6 protein-coding genes are annotated in these 18,411 nt (G+C 70.7%); all 6 read right to left on the reverse strand.

The annotated features are described in order from the left end of the window. Nucleotides 1-23: 23 nt before the first annotated feature. The 6 genes from QYL93_RS02500 to QYL93_RS02525 all read right to left on the reverse strand — a co-directional run bounded on the left by QYL93_RS02500 (nucleotide 24) and on the right by QYL93_RS02525 (nucleotide 18,185). The gene (locus QYL93_RS02500; protein WP_305742163.1) at nucleotides 24-197 is read right to left on the reverse strand and encodes a hypothetical protein; all 174 of its coding nucleotides are present in this window, start codon (nucleotides 195-197) and stop codon (nucleotides 24-26) included. Beyond that, the gene (bcsE, locus tag QYL93_RS02505; protein ID WP_305742164.1) at nucleotides 194-2,020 is read right to left on the reverse strand and encodes a cellulose biosynthesis protein BcsE; all 1,827 of its coding nucleotides are present in this window, start codon (nucleotides 2,018-2,020) and stop codon (nucleotides 194-196) included. The genes QYL93_RS02500 and bcsE overlap by 4 nt, the downstream gene beginning before the upstream one ends. Nucleotide 2,021: 1 nt before the next feature. Next, on the reverse strand, nucleotides 2,022-5,930 hold the full coding sequence (locus QYL93_RS02510; protein WP_305742165.1) for a cellulose synthase subunit BcsC-related outer membrane protein: 3,909 nt from the start codon (nucleotides 5,928-5,930) through the stop codon (nucleotides 2,022-2,024). Then, a complete protein-coding gene (gene bcsZ / locus QYL93_RS02515) occupies nucleotides 5,927-7,078 on the reverse strand; it encodes a cellulose synthase complex periplasmic endoglucanase BcsZ (protein ID WP_305742166.1) in 1,152 nt (383 codons plus the stop codon). Before bcsZ ends, QYL93_RS02510 begins: the two co-directional genes overlap by 4 nt. Further along, complete coding sequence (gene bcsB, locus QYL93_RS02520) at nucleotides 7,071-9,461, reverse strand: cellulose biosynthesis cyclic di-GMP-binding regulatory protein BcsB (RefSeq protein WP_305742167.1); 2,391 nt, start codon at nucleotides 9,459-9,461, stop codon at nucleotides 7,071-7,073. The genes bcsZ and bcsB overlap by 8 nt, the downstream gene beginning before the upstream one ends. A 270-nt stretch (nucleotides 9,462-9,731) precedes the next feature. Further along, nucleotides 9,732-18,185 carry a GH36-type glycosyl hydrolase domain-containing protein gene (locus QYL93_RS02525; RefSeq protein WP_305742306.1) on the reverse strand — a complete coding sequence of 2,818 codons (8,454 nt, stop codon included), beginning with the start codon at nucleotides 18,183-18,185 and terminating at the stop codon, nucleotides 9,732-9,734. Nucleotides 18,186-18,411 lie beyond the last annotated feature (226 nt).

The raw sequence follows: 18,411 nt of genomic DNA on the forward strand, positions 1-18,411 counted from the left end.
AGGGTCTCTCTTCATTCGTTCGGTCATTCCGCGCGGGGCGGGGTCACTGCGCCGGGGTGCGGCAGCTCAGGGCGGTAGGGCTGCACGCAGCGCAGCGGCCGGCGTGCGTTCCGCAGGCGGCGCAGCACCAGCCAGCAGGGCCAGGCCAGCAGCGCGCCCAGCACGGTGTAGAGCAGCAGCTCCATCAGGATCTTCATGCCATGGACCTCGGTGAGGGGCGCGGCACGGCACGCCGCCCAATGGGCCGGTGCTGCACGCCAGGCCCGGCGGCCATGGGCAGCAGGGGGCGGGATTCGGTGCCGGGCGCGTCGGGCGCCGGGATGGGCGCGGTCGGCAGCGCTGCAGAGACCGGTGCCACCGCCCGCGCCGCCAGCGCTGGGGCCGGTGAAGCGCTGGGCCGGGGGCTGTCCGCCAGGGCGGCGCTGTAGTCGGGCAGGCCCTTGCGCAGCGATTCCTGCAGGGGCGTCAGCATGGCGCGGATGCCGGTGTCCGAGCTGTCCGTGGCTTCACTGGAGAACAGCTGGGTCAGTGGCAGCGTGAACAGGCGGTTGAGCGCCAGCTCGACGTCGGGTTCGCGGCAGGCGAACAGGAAGACGTAGACGCTATCATGGTCGGCCGTGAACAGGTCACCGTCGCGCGAGGTGTGGCAGGCGCGCAGGGCGTCGAGGTGCGGTATCTGCGCCAGCACGTTCAGCCGCACCAGGCTGTGCGACAGGCCGATGCCGTGCGTGCGGTCCAGCATGCCGCGTACCAGGGTGCAGAACTGCGCGGGCGGCTGGTAGCCGCGCTCACGCGCGGGCATGAAGCTGCCGAGCGCCTCTTCGTAGTCGGGGTGTACCTTGCGCGTGTGGCTCTGGGCGTTGATGTCTTGCAGCAGCTGCAGCAGCCGGGAGAAGCCCACTTCCTTGTAGACCACGGCGCTCGCGCCCAGTTGCAGCAGGGCCTGCTCGCTGTGCGTGCGCAGCTTGCCCAGGTTTTCGCGCACCACGATCTTGAGCGTGAGCGGGCGCGACAGGCGCAACTGGTGCACCAGGCGCGCGCGCGCCTCGAAGTCCGAAGCCTGGCCGGCGTCGATCAGCACCGTGGCGGCCACGCTTGCGGCGGCGGCCACTTCCATGTCGGCCAGGCTGTCGACGATGCGCCAGTGGCCGGGCACGCCGCGCTGGCCATCGACCGAGGCGCGTGTGGCGATCACCTCCGACTGGTCCACCGCCTCGACCAGCTCGCGCACGGCGCCGCGGGTGCGCGTGCCATCGGCGGCCAGGCGGCCCGATGCGCCGTCGTGCAGCAGGCCGAAGGCGGTCTGGAAGAGAGCGCCGGCATCGGTGTTCCAGCGCTCCAGGCCCAGGCTCCAGCGGTCGGCCTCGGTGCGCAGCGTGGCGATGTGCATGGACATCTGGCACAGGTTGCGCAGCGCAGGCAGCAGCACCTCGGGTTCCAGCGGGGGAAAGAAGCCCAGCACCACGGGGTGCAGCCGCTCGCGGCACAGCGCACTGAGCTGGCGGCTCACGCGCGCCAGCTCGGTCACGCTCAGGCCCGTCAGCAGGCCCTGCGCGTCACAGATGTACAGGGCGTGTTCGTCCTTGAGTCCCGTGCGCCCGAGCTCTTCCATCAAGGGCGGCAGGCCGTGGCGCCGCACCTCGGCCTGCAGGCCGGGCGAGAGCACCCACAGCCTGAGCCGGCCCGTGCGGTAGGCTTCGCGCACCGGCGGGCGCAGCAGCAGCTGGTCCGCCCATGCGGTGCCCGATGCCACCAGCGCCACCGGGCCTGCGGCGACGGCATCCTCGATGAGTGCCGGGAACCACAGCGCGGCGCTGCTGTCGTCGGCCGCCACCAGCGACACCGGCACATGCGGCGGCAACTGCCCCACGCCGTCGGGCAGGCCTTCGATGCCGATGCGCGTGGGTGCGGCGCCGCCGACCATGTCCTGGCGCGATGGGGGCCGCACGAGCCGGGCAAGGGAGCGCAGCCAGCCCGCGGGCGGGGCGGCTTTTCGCTGGGAGGAAGAGGCGGAGGACATCTCAGAAACTCGAGTAGGGCTGAACGGGGCGCGGCCGGTTCTCCAGCGGCGCGAGCACCGGATCGAAGCGGTAGCGGCCGTAGACCATGAGGTTGGTGGGCGCGTAGTAGGCCGAGCGGTCCAGCTCCAGCTGGGCACCCAGCGCGAGGTTTTTGCTGACCTGGTACTCCAGCACGCCGCGGAACGAGCGGCCGAAGCCCGAGCCGGAGCTGCCCGTGTACACCGGCACGCTGCCGCTTTCGGCCAGGCGTGCGCGCGCCAGCGACTGCAGCAGCGCGTTCTGCGGAAAGTAATCGGTGTCGGCGCTGCTGCTGCGCGAGACCGAGATCGCGCCCCGCGCCAGCCAGGTGAACGCCCCCTTGCGGCCGCTCCATTCGAGGGGCAGGGCCACGGAGGCATAGCTGCGCGGGCTGTAGTAGCCGCCATGGCCGAAGCTGTACTCCGACAGGTCCTTGCCGTAGTGCCAGGCCGAGAACGTCACGCCCATGTTGACCACGCTGTGGTTGTTCTTCCAGACATCGCGGTCTACCGCCACGCGCAATTGGGCGCGGGTGTTGCTCTCCACGTTCTTGCCAGTGAGAGCCGCCAGGCTCAGGCTCACCGAGCTGCTGTAGGGGCCGAAGTCGGTCGACAGGCGCCCGGAAGCGCCCGTGGCCACCACGCCGCCCCACACCTGGCCGGTGATGGGGTCGCGCGCGCCGGCATACGACAGCAGGCTGCCGGTGATGGGACGGCGGAACCCTTCGAGCTTGTAGCCGTAGCGGCCCAGGTCGCCGGTCCGGGCGATGCCGCCCACCAGGTTGGTCACCGGAAAGCCCACGCCCGTGGTGCCAATGTCCCACTGGAAATCGTCCCCCACAAAACCAAAGCCCAGGTTGGTACCCGAGCCGCGCTGGCGCCGGTAGGCCAATGGCGAATTGGGCGGCAGCGCCGCGATCTGGCCGAAGTCCGTGAAATCCGAGCCATCGGCAGGCAGTTCGCCGGCATCGAGCTTGACCCGGTCCACGTGCAGGAAGTAGTGCCCGTCGTAGCCGCGCGGCATGAAGGCCACCAGGGGCCGCTCCCAGCCGCGCAGGCTGGAGATGCCGTCGGTGGAGTTCTTGCGCAGCCCCGTGTGGGCGGCCTCGATCCACACCTGGCGGCGCGCCTCGATGGAGTCGATCTCGCCCTGGATCTTGGCCACCACGGCCTGGTCCACCGGCAGTGAGAGGGCGTAGCTTTGCTGCAGCGCCAGCGGGGGCTCGACCACTGCGGATTCGCTTGGGGCGGGCTCCGTGGGCGCGCTGGCAGCGCCGCGCGTCTCCAGCGTGAGCGCGCTGCGGAAAAACACCAGCGCCTGCGCATAGTTGCGGTTGGCGCGTTCCAGCCGCGCGGCATGCAGCAGCACGTCGCTGTCCTGCGGGAAGGCCTGCAGCAGCCTGGCGGACAGGGCACGCGCCTCGTCCATGCGGCCTGCGCGCTGCCAGATGCGCAGCAGCGCCAGCTGCTGGCCGGCGTCGGCGGGCGGCAGGTGGTCCTGCAGCCACAGCGCCTGCTCGGTGGTGCCCTGGGCATCGCCCAGGCGCGACAGTGCGTCCGCCAGGTTCATGCGGATTTCCAGGCTGTCGGGCTGGGCCTTGGCCAGCGGTGCCAGCAACCGGGCCGCATCAGCGTACTCGCCGGCCGCCATCAGCAGGCGCGCCTGCGTCTGCGTGCGCTGCTGTGCCGTGGTCGGCGTGTCGGGCAGCTGCAGCGGCTGGCGCGCCAGGCGCAAGGCCTCGCCCAGGTTGCCGGCCTGGCGCTGCTGCTCGATGAGCCGCTCGCGGTGCGCGGTGTACAGGGCGATGAGCCGTGCCTCCTGCTCCTCGCTCCAGCCCGGCGACTGCAGCAGGGTGGGCAGGCGGGCGGCCAGGCCCACGTCGTCCAGCGCGCGGTTGAGCAATTGGGCGTGGTCGAGCTGTACCTCCGGTGGCAAACCGGGGCTGCGTGCGGCCAGGCGGTCGAACACGGCCACGCCACGGGCCGGTTGCGTGCGGCGAAACCAGGTGTTGGCCACGGCATACAACAGTTCGGCGTCGTTGCCTGCCGCCTGCTCGGCCTGGGCCAGCAGGGCCTGTGCGTCGGCCGCGTCACGGCTGGCGCCGGCCCGTGCGACCAGCGATTTGACCGTGGAGCGCTGCACCAGCGCCCGCATGGAATCGGTCTGCTCGGCGGCAGGGATTTGTGCCAGGTCCGACAGGGCACCCAGGTCGTTGTCCACGGCCGAACGGATCAGGGCGCGTGCGTAGTGCATGGCGCTGCGGTCCGAGCTGGCCGTGGTGGCACGCGCGATGCCTTCGTCCATCACGCTCAGCGCCTCGCGTGGCAGGTTCAGCCGCAGGTACAGGCGGGCCAGGCGGTGGCGCAGCCAGGCATCGCCCGGCGTCAGCACGATGGCCGACTCCAGCGTGCGCATCGCGGCGCTCAGGCGCTGGGCCTGCATGTGCCCGTCGGCCTGTGCCACCAGGATGTCGGCCTGCGTGCCCACGAGCTTCTCGCCCAGGGCCGTGTCGCTGGCCGAGGCCTTTTCCAGCAGCACCAGTGCCTCGCCCGAGCGGCCTGTGCGAGCGTAGAGACCGGCCAGGCCCTTGAGGGCCGAGCTGCTGTTGGCTTCGGCCTTGAGCGCGCTCTGGTACAGGGCTTCGGCCTGGGGGCGGTCGCCCTGCAGGTCGCGGATGCTGGCCAGTGTGGTCAGTGCCTCGGCATTGTTCGGCTGCATGGCCAGGGCCCGCCCCGCGAGGTCGGCGGCCGTGGCCAGTTCACTCTTCTCCAGCGCCACATCGGCCTGGCGCAGAAAGCCCCAGAACCGGGAGGTGGCCTGCAGGTCCTTCCACTTGCCCTGGCGCGTGAGCGCGAAGGCCTGGCCGAACAGGTCCTGCGCCTCTCCATGCTGGCCCTGGCGCAGGCGGATCATGCCCAGGTTGCCCAGGCTCTCGCCGTCACCGGGGCGCAGCGCGAGCACGGTTTGCAACTGCTCTTCGGCGCGTTCGGTGTTGCCCTGGTCGAGCGCCACGCGCGCAGCATTGCGCGCGATGTTGGCCGGGTCGCGGGCGGCGCGCTCCGCGCGCTCCACGGCCTGCTGCATGGCGGCCAGGCGGTCGACCATGGCCTGGTCGGCCGGGTAGCGCTGCAGGAAGGCGCGCACTCGCGGCATGTTCGCGGCGGTGTTGGGCAGCCGGTCCACGGCACGGCGCCACAGGTCCTGCAGCTGCTGGGCATTCACGTCGGGTTGTTTGGCAAGCGCCTCGATCTCCTGCACCACGGCGCTGGGGTTCTCGCCACCGTACATGCGCATTTCGAGCTGCGCCAGGCGGTAGCGCGACTCGCCCGTCTCTTGGTAGAGCTTGCCCAGCTGGCGCACGGATTCGCCGCCGCCCTTGGTGCCCGAGCCGCCCACGATCTGCAGGTACTCCAGCGCCAGGCCGCCCAGTTCGGGCGGGCCATTGGGAAACAGTTCGCGCGCCACGTCGGCGGCCTCGGCCTTGCGGCCGGCGCGCGCCATCAGCCGCATCTGCGAAAGCTTTTCGCGGTCGGGGCCGTAGACGCGCACCAGGGTTTCGAGCTCCTGCGTCACCTTGTGCCCTGGGTGGCGGGTGCGCAGCGTCTCCAGGATGCGCTTGGCCTCGTCGGTCTTCTTCTCGCGCAGCGCCAGGTCACCGAGGGCGCCCAGGCCCTGGGGGGAGTAGGGGTCCATGGCCAGCAGCTTGTCGATCAGCTGGCGCGCCATGTCGGGGCGGTTCTTGGAGGCCCACAGGCGCGCACCGCTGAGCAGCTCGGCCTCGATGGCCGGCGGCGCACTGGCCAGCACGCCTTGGCTGGTCGGGAGGCAGGCGGCTGCCAGCAGGGTGAGCGAGGGCAGCCAGTGGCGGGGTCGGCGCGGCGTTCGGGTCACGGCTTCCACCGCGCGATGAGCTGGCCCGCCGCCGTGAAGCGGTACTGGCCATCGAATGCGCCCTGGCCGAAGAGGGCCAGCACCTGCTCGTAATAGGCCGTGGGCCGCAAAGGCCGCGCTTCCAGGCGCATGCGCTGGGCTTGCAGGGCCTTGTCGTCCCCCGCAGCACGCAGGAAGGGCAGCATCGCGGCCGAAAAGCCCGAGGGCGCGGGGCCCGAGGCCTGCCCGGTCAGGATGTCGATGGATTCAGGCGGGTAGCCCTGGTCGCGCACGTAGCGGGCCATGGGCGCCAGGGTGTCGAGCAGCGCCTTGCGGCCCGGTGCGTCGGCATGCATCATGCCGGCCCACAGGTAGACGCGGATGGCGTTGTAGGTGCCCTGGCCTTTTTCCTTGCCCTCGGTGTCGACCAGAAAGCCCTGCTTGGCGTCGTACACCGTCCAGTCGGGCGTGAAACCCTTGGGTGACGAACCGCGGATGACCTTGAGCGAGCTGTCCACCAGCAGCTTCCACTGCGGATCGGCGTCGCCTGCGGCCAGCCAGTGCATCAGGTGCATGGGCATGTAGCTCGGGTTCAGGCGCCAGCGGCCATTGGGCTGTACGAAGCCCTTGGGTGCGGGCAACAGCGTGGGGCCCAGGCCCGGGATGTCGGCGGTCTCTTCGCGCAGCACGCGCGCCGCCAGCAGGGCCGACAGGGCCCGGTAGCTGCGCTCGTTCCACAGGCGGCCGGCTTCGCCCAGGGCGTAGGCGATCCACAGGTCGGCGTCGGAGGCGGCGTTGGCGTCGATCACGCCCCAGGTGCCATCGGGCCGCTTGCCCCAGAGCCATGCGGGCAGGCGTGCCGTCATGTCGCCGGCGCACAGGTTGTTCTCGGTCCAGCGCAGCAGCTTGTCGAACATGGGGCGGTCGTTGGCCACCAGCGCGAAGAACAGCGCATAGCCCTGGCCTTCGGAGTAGGTCTGGCCGCCACCGTCGTCGTCGGAGACCACGCGGCCGCCTTCGTTGATGAACTGGGCCTTGAAGGTATCCCAGGCGGGCCAGGCCGCGCGGCCGGCGCCCGCCTGCTGGGCCAGAGCAGCCGGCAGGCAGGACAGCAGTGCGGCACCGGCTGTGGCCTGCAGTGCGGTGCGGCGTCGAAGGGAATCAGTCATTGCGTGCCGCCAGTCGGCGCCGGGCCATGCTGCGCAGCGCGGCATAGACGATGAAGGTCAGCAGCAGGCCAGTGCCGATGCCCACCAGGGCCAGCAGCAGCGGGTGGCTGTGCATGTGGAACCACAGGCGCTGCCACCAGGGCAGGTCGCCCACGTAGTACACCGGCTTGATGCGGAAGCTCTCGATGGCGTCGCCGCGCATCAGGCCCAGGTCGCCGCGCAGGCTTTTGATCTTGCCCGCGTCATTGAGGCCCAGGCTCAAGAGGGCCATGGCCTCCTTGTCGGTGGCCGTGAGGGCCACCACGCTGCGCCCGGCCGACAGGGGCGACTCGAAGCCCGTGACTGCCGCCAGCGGCCCGTTGCCCTGCAGGATGGCCTGGCCGCCCGAGGCCGACAGGCGCTGGTTGGACTCGAGGTTGAACAGGTCGATGAAGGAGCCCATGGCACGCTCCAGCGGCTGCACGGAACGCGCGCCTGCGGCCAGCAGGGCCGGCAGGTGGTTCTTCCACTTCTGCAGCAAGCCGTCGCTGTCGGCCTGGGAGATCACGAGGATGTCGGTGTCGGCGGCCTTGTCGGCCTCGTCCGCGCGCAGCAGCTTGAAACGCGTGCCGGGGTAGCCGGTGGAGGCGCTCATGCGGCCCACGGCGGTGAGGAAGACCTCCACGTCCGCCGTGGTGGGCTGGTTGGGCAGGATGATGGAGGTCTGCGCCAGATCGGGCACCCGCGTGAAGGGGAAGCCGCTGTTGGCATAGGCCGCCAGGTTGGGCATGGCCAGGTAATGGCGAAACGCCGTGAGGTCGATGGTCGACTGCGGGTCGATGGCGGCGAACAGCTCGGTGGGCGGCGCCGAGCGGCAGCGGCCCAGGTCGTTGGGCGGGATCTGGAAAGCGAACTGCAGCTGGTTGTCGCCGCCGATCATGAAGGCCGGGATCTTCAGGTCCGAACGGGTCTGGGCATTGCCGTCATCGAACAGCGGCAGCATCACCGTGCTCTTGCCGCTGGTGCGGTCCTCGCGCGACTGCAGCGGGTAGGACTGGATGAACTGGTTGTTGATCGAGATGTTCAGCGCGCCGTGGTCCGACACGCTGTTGGGTGTGTAGCGGTAAGTCAGGTCCAGCGGCACGCCCTTGGCGTTCCAGGTGAACAGGTCGGGCGCCATGCGCGTGTAGACGTTCACCGTGTCGTTGAGCACCGAGCCGCGCAACTGCAGGTCGGCCGCGCTCTGCACCAGCTCGGCCAGGCGCACGGGGCGCTTGGTGGTGATCCAGCGCGGCGCATCGTAGGGCTTGGCCAGGTCGGGGTATTCAAGCGACTTGACGGCGATGGTCTGGCCCGACAAAACGGCCTTGCCTAGAGCCAGCGCGTCGGCGGCCATCTGCACCTGCGCATCGTCCTTGCCCAGCACCAGCAGCAGCTTGGCGCCCGGGACATCGGGGTGGGGCACCACGGAGAGGGTGGGTTCGGTGACCGGTGCCATCGCCTGCAGGAAGGCGGGGCGGTTGTCGTTGGTGGCCAGCACCACGGCGTGCTGGCGTGGCAGCTGGTTCTCGAACACCGGGAACTGGTTGCCCCGGTAGCCGGCGAGCATGCCGATCCAGCTGGCAATCGAGCCCGATGCCTTGAGCGTGCCGGTACTGGGCTTGGCGCCGTACACGAAGGGCAGGTTCACCGGCCGGTTGTCGCGCGGGTCGAAAAACGGTGCGGGCAGCAGGGCCAGGTCGTCGCGCAGCGGGATCTGGCGCAGCGACAGGTCCAGCTGGCTTTCATTGCTGATGGTGGCCCACAGGCTCGAATGGTTGGGCGCCTCGCATTCCATCGTGTAGTGGCCGATGAACTGGAAGCGAAAGCGGTTGTAGTCGGTGAAGTAGCGCGGGTCGATGTTCAGCTCGACCGTTTGCTGCGTCCCCAGGCGCTCCTTGTCGAGCACGATGGTCTGCAGCGTCTCGTCGTTCAAGATCACCTTGAGGTGCGACAGGTTCGGGATCAGCGCCGGCGAGAGCGTGAAGGTCAGGCGCAGCCGGGCGGCCTCCACAATTTCGTCGCGCCGCACACCCACACCCACGCTGGCTTCGCTCTCCACGCCGCGCAGCGTGACCGGGCGTGCCAGGCCCAGGTCCTTGAGGCTGGTTTTCCACTGGCGCAGCGGCAGGGCCGGCGCTGCCGCCGTGGCTACCGACGCCACGGGGGCTGGGGCGGCGCTTTCGGATGCCGCAGCGGCGGCCGCTGCCGCGCGCGCCGCGCGTGCCTTGGCCCGCTCCTTGGCGCTCGATTCCTTGGCGGGCGCCGTCTGGGCCTGGGCTGTGGGAAGGGGCGCAGAGACCAAGCCCAGGGCCATCAGCGCAGCCAGCAGGGGAGCTGTTCGGGTGGTGTGTCGAGAATTCACGGTGCTTTAGGGGTGTTCTGGCGTGTTGGTGCAAAAGACGCCCGTGGTCCATCTGCCGACGATGTCATTTGTATGACAAAGTGTATCGATACATTTTGGCTATGGAATGATGGAAGACACTAGTTTGCAATTAAGCGCACATGCTTTTTCGGACTTACGCAGCCTGTACGCTGGGAGATGCCAACTGGATTCAAATGTGTAAAAAAAGAATCCTGTCGCGCAAAATTCACTGCCAGTCTGGTCGGGTATGGGGGCTATCGCCCCCGGCCCTCAGCGCTGCTGTAGGGTGATGCGCACGTGGTGCTCACCCATGCGCAGAGGCAGGCGCAAAGGGCCTGCATGGCAGGGCAGAGCCTCCCCGTCCAGCTCGGCAGATGCAACACTGCTGCCCTGTCCCATGGCCGCAGTGACTTCCACCGTGTAGCGGGCGTCACCCAGCACGATCTGCACCTGGAACCCCGGCCACTCGGCAGGAACGCACGGGTCGATCACCAGCATCTGCCCCTCGCGCCGTATGCCCAGGATGCTTTCCACCCCGGCCCGGTACATCCAGCCGGCGGCCCCGGTGTACCAGGTCCAGCCACCGCGCCCGGTATGCGGCGCCACCGAATAGACGTCGGCCGCCACCACATACGGCTCCACCCGGTAGCGCGCCACCTCGTCGGGCGTGCGCGCATGGTGGATGGGGTTGACCAGCGCGAACAGTGCGTGGGCCTTTGTGCCGGCCTGTGGGTCGTTGCGCAGCTGGGCCCGGGCCATGATGGCCCACATGGCGGCATGGCTGTACTGCCCGCCGTTTTCGCGCAGGCCGGGCGGGTAGCCCTTGATGTATCCCGGGTCGTGCGGCGTGGCGTTGAACGGCGGCGTGAACAGCAGCGCCAGGCCCTCCTGCGGCAGCACCAGCTTGTCGCCCAGCGAGGCCATGGCGATCAGCGCGCGCGCCGGGTCGGCCGCGCCCGAGAGCACCGCCCACGATTGGGCGATGGAGTCGATGCGGCATTCCTGCGCATCGTGCGTGCCCAGCCAGGTGCCGTCGTCGAAGGTCGCACGCCGGTACCAGGCGCCGTCCCAGGCCTCGTGCTCCAGCGCTGCGCGCACCGCCTCGGCATGCGCGCGCCAGCGCGCTGCCCTTGCGGGGTCGCGGGCATCCGCCAGTGGCGCCATCAATGCCACCGTGCGCACCAGCAGCCAGCCCAGCCACACGCTCTGGCCCCGGCCTTCCTGGCCCACGCGGTTCATGCCGTCGTTCCAGTCGCCCGTGCCCATCAGCGGCAGGCCCAGGTCACCGGTCAATGCCATGGTCTGGTCCAGCGCCAGCGCGCAGTGCTCGAACAGGGTAGCCGATGCATCCGCCAGCATGGGCTGGAAAAACGCATCGTGCTCGCCCGCCTGCAGCGCAGGCCCGTCCAGAAAGGGCACGGCCTCGTCCAGCACCGCCGCATCGCCCGACACCTGCACATAGCTGGCGGCGGCAAACGCCAGCCACACCCGGTCGTCCGAGATGCGTGTGCGCACGCCCTGGCCCGAGTGCGGCAGCCACCAGTGCTGCACGTCGCCTTCGGCAAACTGCCGGCCTGCGGCGCGCAACAGGTGGGCGCGCGTCTCACTGGGGCGCGCAAACGCCAGCGCCATGCCGTCTTGCAGCTGGTCGCGAAAGCCATAAGCCCCGCTGGCCTGGTAGAAGGCCGAGCGCGCCCAGATGCGGCAGGCCTGGGTCTGGTACAGCAGCCAGCCGTTGAGCATGATGTCCATGGCCCGGTCGGGCGTGCGCACCTGCACGGCGCCGAGCAGGCTGCGCCAATGGCGCACCACCTCCTGCAGCAGGGTGTCCACGTCGAGCAGGCGGTAGCGGGCGACCAGGGCCAGGCTTTCGGCAGCCGTTGCACACTGCCCGATGAAGCCGGTCACCTCCCGGGTCTCCCCGGGCTGCAGCGTGAGCCTGCACTGCAGCGCCGCGCACGGGTCGCGCCCCGCGCCGCCGCCGCCGGACAGCACGGCCTGGCCGCGCAGCGCCGCTGGCGCCGCCAAGCTGCCATGGCGCCCCAGAAACTCCGTGCGGTCGCTCGTCCACGCGGTCTGCTGGCCGCCCAGGTCGGCAAATGCCACGCGGCCCGCAAACGCCGTGCTCCAGGGGTTGCGCGCCAGCAGCACGCCGCTGTCGGCATCGCGCTCCGCCAGGATGAACGGGCCCGATGCCCCGCGCGAAGTGCCTAGTACCCATTCGGCATACAGCGTCACGGTGATCTGCCGCACCTGCGCCGTGCGGTTGCGCAGCGTGAGGCGCGAGACCTTGACCGGGTCGGCGATGGGTACGAACTGCAGCAGCTCCAGCGCGATGCCGTGGGCCTCGTGCAGAAAGCGGCTGTAGCCGTGCCCGTGGCGCGCCGTGTAGGTGCCGTTGCCGCGAATGGGCTGCGCGGTGGGGCTCCACAGCTGGCCACTGGCATCGTCGCGCACGAAGAAGGCCTCGCCCGCCGGGTCGCTCACCGGGTCGTTGGACCAGGGTGTGAGCTGGTTCTCGCGGCTGTTGCCGGCCCAGGTGTAGCCGCTGCCATCGGCCGACACCTGAAAGCCGAAGGCCGGGTTGGCGATGACGTTGATCCACGGCGCGGGCGTGGTCGCCCCGTCGCGCAGGATGGTCACGTACTCGGTGCCATCCTTGTCGAAGCCGCCCAGGCCGTTGAAGAACTCGAGCCCGGCGGTGTCCTGCGCCGGCGCCGGTTCGTGAGGTGGCTGCAGCGCCGATACAGGCGCTGGCCTGCCCACCGTCTCGGGGGCTTCTGCGGGCATCAGTGCCAATTGCTGGGCGATGGGGCCGCACCGCGCCACCAGGGCCACGCGGGCGATGGACTGCAGCAGCGCGCGCGAGGCCGCATCCATGAGGTCGGCACGCAGCGTGTGCACCACGCCCTGCGCCAGTGACTCGCCCAGGCGCGGGCGCGACTGGCTGCTGCGCACGGCGGTCTCGATGGCGATCTGCAGGTCCTGCACGTACGACGACGCACGCTCGTTGATGACCACCAGGTCCACCCCCAGGCGCTTCATGCGCCAGTATTCATGCGCCTGCAGCAACTGGTGCAACTGGGCGATGTCCTCGATATCGTCGATGCGCAGCAACACGATGGGCAGGTCGCCCGAAATGCCGTGCTGCCAAAGACCCGACTGCGGGCCCGCGCCGCGCGCAATGGCGTCGGCTGGCGCCCGAAAGCGCGCGTTCGCATACAGGATGTGCGCCGCCAGGCGCTGAAAGTCCGCCGCGGCCTCGGCGCCGATGCCGATGTGGCGCAGCTGCACCTGGGCCTGAGTCCAGGCCAGGGTGCGCGCGCGCTCAAAGGCGCTGCGGTCATGGTGCTGGTCCACCAGGTCGAGCAGCGCCTCGCGCGTGGGCGCCAGCAGCGTCCAGAAGGCCACGCGGGCCATCTGACCCGGGGCAATGCGCACGCGCTGGCGCAGCGCGAACACCGGGTCGAGCACCGTGCCCACGGTGTTGGAGAGCGCGCCGCCGCCATGCACCGCCAGCGCATTGCGCGCCGTGCGGCCCCGGCCGAGGAACAGGCCCCGGTCGGTCTCGTACTGCGCCGGGGCGATCACCGTGCCCTCCACCACCGCGAAATGCGCGGCCCACACCCCTGGCTCGCCCGGGCTGCGCGCGCGCCGCGTGGCCAGCAGCGCGCCAAACTCGGGCAGGTACTCGGTCTGCACGAACATCTTGGAGAACGCCGGGTGGGCGTTGTCGGCCGCAGGCGGGGCCAGCACCAGTTCGGCGTACGAAGTCAGGTCGATCTCGCGCCCACGCGGGCCGGTGTTGACCAGGGTGACCTGGCGCACCTCGCCATCGGCCTCGGCCGATACGATCACCTCGGTGGTGGTGGTCATGCTGCCGTCGTGGCGGGTGAAGGCCGCGTGGTCCTCGGCAAACGCCACTTCGTAGCTGTCGGCAGCGCGGCCCGAGGGCTCTGCCGCAGCGGACCAGGTGCGGCCGCTGTGCGCGTCGCGCAGGTAGACGTGCGAGCCCCAGTCTTCGCTGGTCGCGTCCTCGCGCCAGCGGGTCACCGCCAGGTCGCGCCAGCGGCTGTAGCCGGTGCCGGCCGCCGTCAGCATGACGGCATAGCGCCCGTTGGACAGCAGGTGCGTGGCTGGTGCGCCCGCGCCCGGCGCGCCCATGCGCCGCACGGCGTGCAGGTCGTCGCGCACGTCGGCGGGGCCGGTCTGCGTCTCTTCGGCGCGCGGGTGGGCCACGGCCACCAGGCGCGGCATGCGCTCCTGCAGCAGCAGCTCGCAGGCCTGTACCATGGGCTCGCGGTGAAAGCGCTCGCGCATCTGCCCGCCGTGCAGGGTGTTGGCAATGGCCACGATGGTCATGCCCTGGTGGTGGGCCATGTAGTTGCGCACGATGGCCACGGCCTGCCCCTCGGGCAGGCGGCTGCGTGTGAAGTCGAGCGCTTCATAGAAGCCGTGCTGCCCCAGGGCACCGAGCTGCGCCAGGCGCGCGAAGTTGTGCCCGGCCGCCGTGGCGTCCACCATGCAGGCCAGGCCCGTGGCGTAGGGGGCGATCACCAGGTTCTCGGCCAGCCCGCGCTTGAGCCCCAGCCCCGGCACGCCGAAGTTGGAGTACTGGTAGGTGAACTCCAGATCGCGTGCGTTGTAGGCCGACTCGGAGATACCCCACGGTATGCCCTGCTGCGCGCCGTAGGCCATCTGCCGGCGCACCACCAGGGTGTTGGTCTGCTCCAGCAGGCTGCCCGCAGGCGCGCGCATCACCAGGGATGGCATCAGGTACTCGAACATCGAGCCCGACCACGACACCAGGGCCGAGCCCTTGCCCACCGGAATCGCCGTGCGCCCCAGGCGGAACCAGTGGCGCGTCTCCACGTCGCCCTTGGCGATGGCGAACAGGCTGGCCAGCCGTGCTTCGGACGCCAGCAGGTCGTAGCAGTTGGCGTCGAGCCGGTTTTCCACCGCCGCGTAGCCGATGGACAGCAGCTTGCGCTCGGGGTCGAGCAGAAAGGCGAAGTCCATGTCCAGCGCCAGCGCGCGCGCCGTGTCGGCCAGCCCCTGCCAGCGCATGTCGAGCGTGGACGCATCCGCCCCGGCAGCGTGCAGGTCGCTCCCCTGCTCGGCGATGCGCGCGCTCACCGCGTTGGTCCAGAACAGCAATGCATCGCCATCACCGCTGCCTGCCGGCACCACGATGTCCTGTGCCTCCTTCAGCGCCTTGTCGGCCAGCCGCTGCAGGGCGGGCAGGCCCATCTCCACGGCGCCTGCAGCCACTGCGGTGTCGATCTCGGCCAGCATGGCCAGCAGCCGCCGGCCCTGCGCGCCCTGGGCTGCGGGCACGCTGGTCACTGATTCACGCGCCAGCGCCACGGCATCGCCCAGCCCCTGCACCCAGGTGCCGGGCAGCGGCGCGCGCACCCAGCCCTCGCAGGCATTGGCCAGCGCGATCAGGTGGCCGGCCAGGTTGCCGCTGTCCACCGACGACACATAGGGCGGCGCCAGCACCTGCGCCGTGCCTGTGTCATACCAGTTGTAGAAGTGGCCCCGGTGGCGCGCCAGCGCGCCCATGCTGGCCAGCGTGGCTTCCAGCCGGTCCGCAGTCTGCACGGCGCCGGCCCAGCCGAAGTCGCGCGCGGCCACGGCCGACAACAGGTACAGCCCGATGTTGGTGGGCGAGGTGCGGCGCGCCACCACGGGCTTGGGGTCCTCCTGGAAGTTGTCGGGCGGCAGGTGGTGCTCGGCCGCCGTGACGAAGGTCTCGAAGAAGCGCCATGTGCGCCGCGCGATGCGCCGCAGCGCCAGCGCGTTGTCCAGCGCGGGCGCGCTCTGCGGCGCGGGCACCGAGCGGCGGCTCGAACGCCAGGCCAGGGTCGGTGCCGCCAGCCACAGGGCCAGCAGCGGCAGCACCAGGGGCTGCGATGCGGGCGCAAGCATGGCGGTTCCCGCAGCCAGCACCGTGGCCAGCAGCAGGCCGCCGGCCATCAGCCCGTAAAAGCCCGCAGGCCCCGGGCGCGGTTTGGTGGCCGATTGCGCGGCGGTCTTCCACTCCAGCATCTGCCGGTGCGTGGCAAACAGCCGCACCAGCGCCCGCACGATGGCGTCCACTGCGCGCCAGGCATGGTCGGGCAGCAGCGCGATGGCGGCCACGGTCTGCAGCACCGCCACGCGTAAGTCCGAGGCCAGAAGGCGCAGGTGGCTGGCCACGCGGATGCCGGGGCGGCTGGCCCACAGCTCTGCCATGCCCGGCAAGAATGCCGGCACGCCCAGCGCCGCCAGCACCAGCAGCACGCCCCAGGGCGCCTGCGGCCAGGGCAGCGCGCAGCACAGCAGCAGGGTCAACAGGCCGGCCGGGGCCAGCAGCGAGCGGCGCAGGTTGTCCAGCATCTTCCAGCGGCCCAGGGCGGGCAGGGCGGCGCCCTGGTGGCGCCGGCCCAGCACCCAGGGCAGCAGTTGCCAGTCGCCGCGCGTCCAGCGGTGCTGGCGCTGCACGGCCACGTCGTAGCGGGCCGGAAAGTCCTCGACCACCTCCACGTCTGACGCCAGGCCGGCACGCGCCAGCACGCCCTCGAACAAATCGTGGCTGAGCAGCGCGTTCTCGGGCACGCGCCCGGCCAGCGCGGCCTCGAAGGCGTCCACGTCGTAGATGCCCTTGCCGGTGTACGAGCCCTCGCCGAACAGGTCCTGGTACACGTCCGACACGGCGGCCGCATACGGGTCCATGCCGCCAGGGCCCGAGGTCAGGCGCTGGTAGAGAGACCCCTCCAGCCCCATGGGCAGCGCCGGCGTCACGCGCGGCTGCAGGATGGCATGGCCCCCCACCACGCGCTGTTCGGCCGCGCTGAAGGTGGGCTGGTTCAACGGGTGGGCCATCTTGCCGATCAGGCGCAGCGCGGCATCGCGCGGCAGGCGCGTGTCGGCGTCAAGCGTGATGACGTAGCGCACATCGGGCGGGATGTCGGGCTGTGTCCCACCGTCCAGTGCCATGAAGCTGGTATCCGTGGCGCCGCGCAGCAGGCGGTTGAGCTCGTGCAGCTTGCCGCGCTTGCGCTCCCAGCCCATGAAGCAGTTCTCGCCGGCATTGAAGCGGCGGTGCCGGTGCAGCAGGTAAAAGCGCTGGCCGCCCGGCGCCGGGCCGTGCCGCAGGTTGAGCGCGGCAATCGCCTCCTGCGCCACGGCAATCAGGTGGGCGTCGCTGCCTGTGACCTCGGTGGCGGCGTCCAGCCCGTCGGACAGCAGCGCAAACGACAGGTCGCCTCCCGCGCCCGCCAGGTGGTGCACCTCCAGGCTCTCGATGTGGGCGCGCAGGTCGGCCTCGCTGGTCAGCAGCGTGGGCACTACGACCAGGGTGCGCAAATGGGTGGGAACCCCCTCAATCAGTGCCAGGCCCGGCAGCCCCACCGGGCCGAAGCGCCGGGTGACACGCCGGTTGACGAGCACGCTGGCCACCTCGGTGGCAGGCAGAAAGCCGGCCAGCGCCAGCGCCGCCAGCCAGCCCGGGTGCGTGCCGTGCAGGCCGGCCCACCACAGGGCCGCGCCCAGCAGCAACAGCGCCAGGCCCAGGATGGCGGCAATGTAGCCGCGCACGCCCAGGCCCACCTGCCAACGGTTGAACCGAAAGCCCCAGGGCGGCTTGAAGCCGATGGCCTGCTCCAGCGCGGGCCGGCCCTCGGCCACCAGGTGGTAGCCGGGGTCGGTGGCGCGCGCGGGGGTGGACCCGCTGACCTGGGCGGCCGCGGCTGCCTGCGCGCTGGCCATGGCCTGTTCGGCAATCGCCAGTTCGGACAGGGCCGAGCCGCGTGCCAGTTGTTCGATGGCGTTGCGGTAGAGGTTGCGCGTGGCAAAGTCCATCGCCGCAAAACCGCTGCCGCCCCGCAGGCGCGTGTCCACCAGGCTCATGCCCTCGACCAGGTCGGCCCAGTCGATGTCGGACATCAGCCGCATGCTGGTGATCACGTTGCGCACGCTCACGTTCGATGCGCCCTGGCGCTGCTGTGCATGCTCGATCACCTGGCCCACGCTGGTGCCCTGCTGGGCCAGCCGCTCTTCCAGCCATTGCAGCGCGGGGGTGGTGCGCGGGTCCTGGTCGCGCAGGCGCTTGGCCAGCTGCGCTGCGAACAGCTCCGACAGCGGGCCGCTGGCGCGCGTGCCGATGTCGCCCACCAGGGCCGAATGCGCGCTGCCCGAGGCCAGCAGGCGGTTGGCCAGTGCCTGCGCATCGGCGCGGTCTGCCCGGCCGGCGCTGATCTGGTCGGCCAGCCGGCGCAGGTTTTCCACCAGCACGATGCGCAAGGTGATGGCCACCGCCCACAGCTCGCTGATCATCAGCGGCTGCACTTCCTGGTAGGCCGCGATGAAGCGGCGCAGCGCCAGCGGGTCGAAGTGGCTGTCGGTATGGGCGACAAAGGCCCAGGCAATGCCGAAGACGCGCGGGTAGCCGGCAAACGGCCCTTGTGCCAGCTTGGGCAACTGCCGGTAGTAGCCCGGGGGCAGGTCGACCCGGATCTCGCGGATCTGCTCTTCCACCACGTGGTAGTTGTCCAGCAGCCAGTCGGCGGCGGGCACCACGCTGGATCCCGACTCCAGCTCGGCGGCGCTGGCCCGGTACGCGGCTAGCAGTTGGCTGGCATTGGAGCGCAGGCGCCGGTGCAGCGAAGGGACCGAGGGCGGACGCAGGCTCACCTGCTGGGCGGCGGCCAGGCTGCGCGCATGCTGCTCCAGCCGCTCCATGCCGAAGAGTTCTTCGCGCACGGGGGCGGTGCCGTTCCACGGCGGCGCGTCAGCGCCCCTCAGAACATGGGAGAGGGAAGACAGGGTATCGACAACAAGCACGGGCGCCTTTCGGGGCACCCCGGGGCCGCGCTGTGCCCTGTGATATGCCCGCTGCAGGAAAAGGGGCGGACGGGCCAGGCCGTCCGCGTTGAAAGGTGCCTGCGTGTTGCCACGCTGGCGGGCC

This window comes from Acidovorax sp. A1169 (assembly GCF_030704685.1).
Taxonomy (GTDB): Bacteria; Pseudomonadota; Gammaproteobacteria; order Burkholderiales; family Burkholderiaceae_C; genus Acidovorax.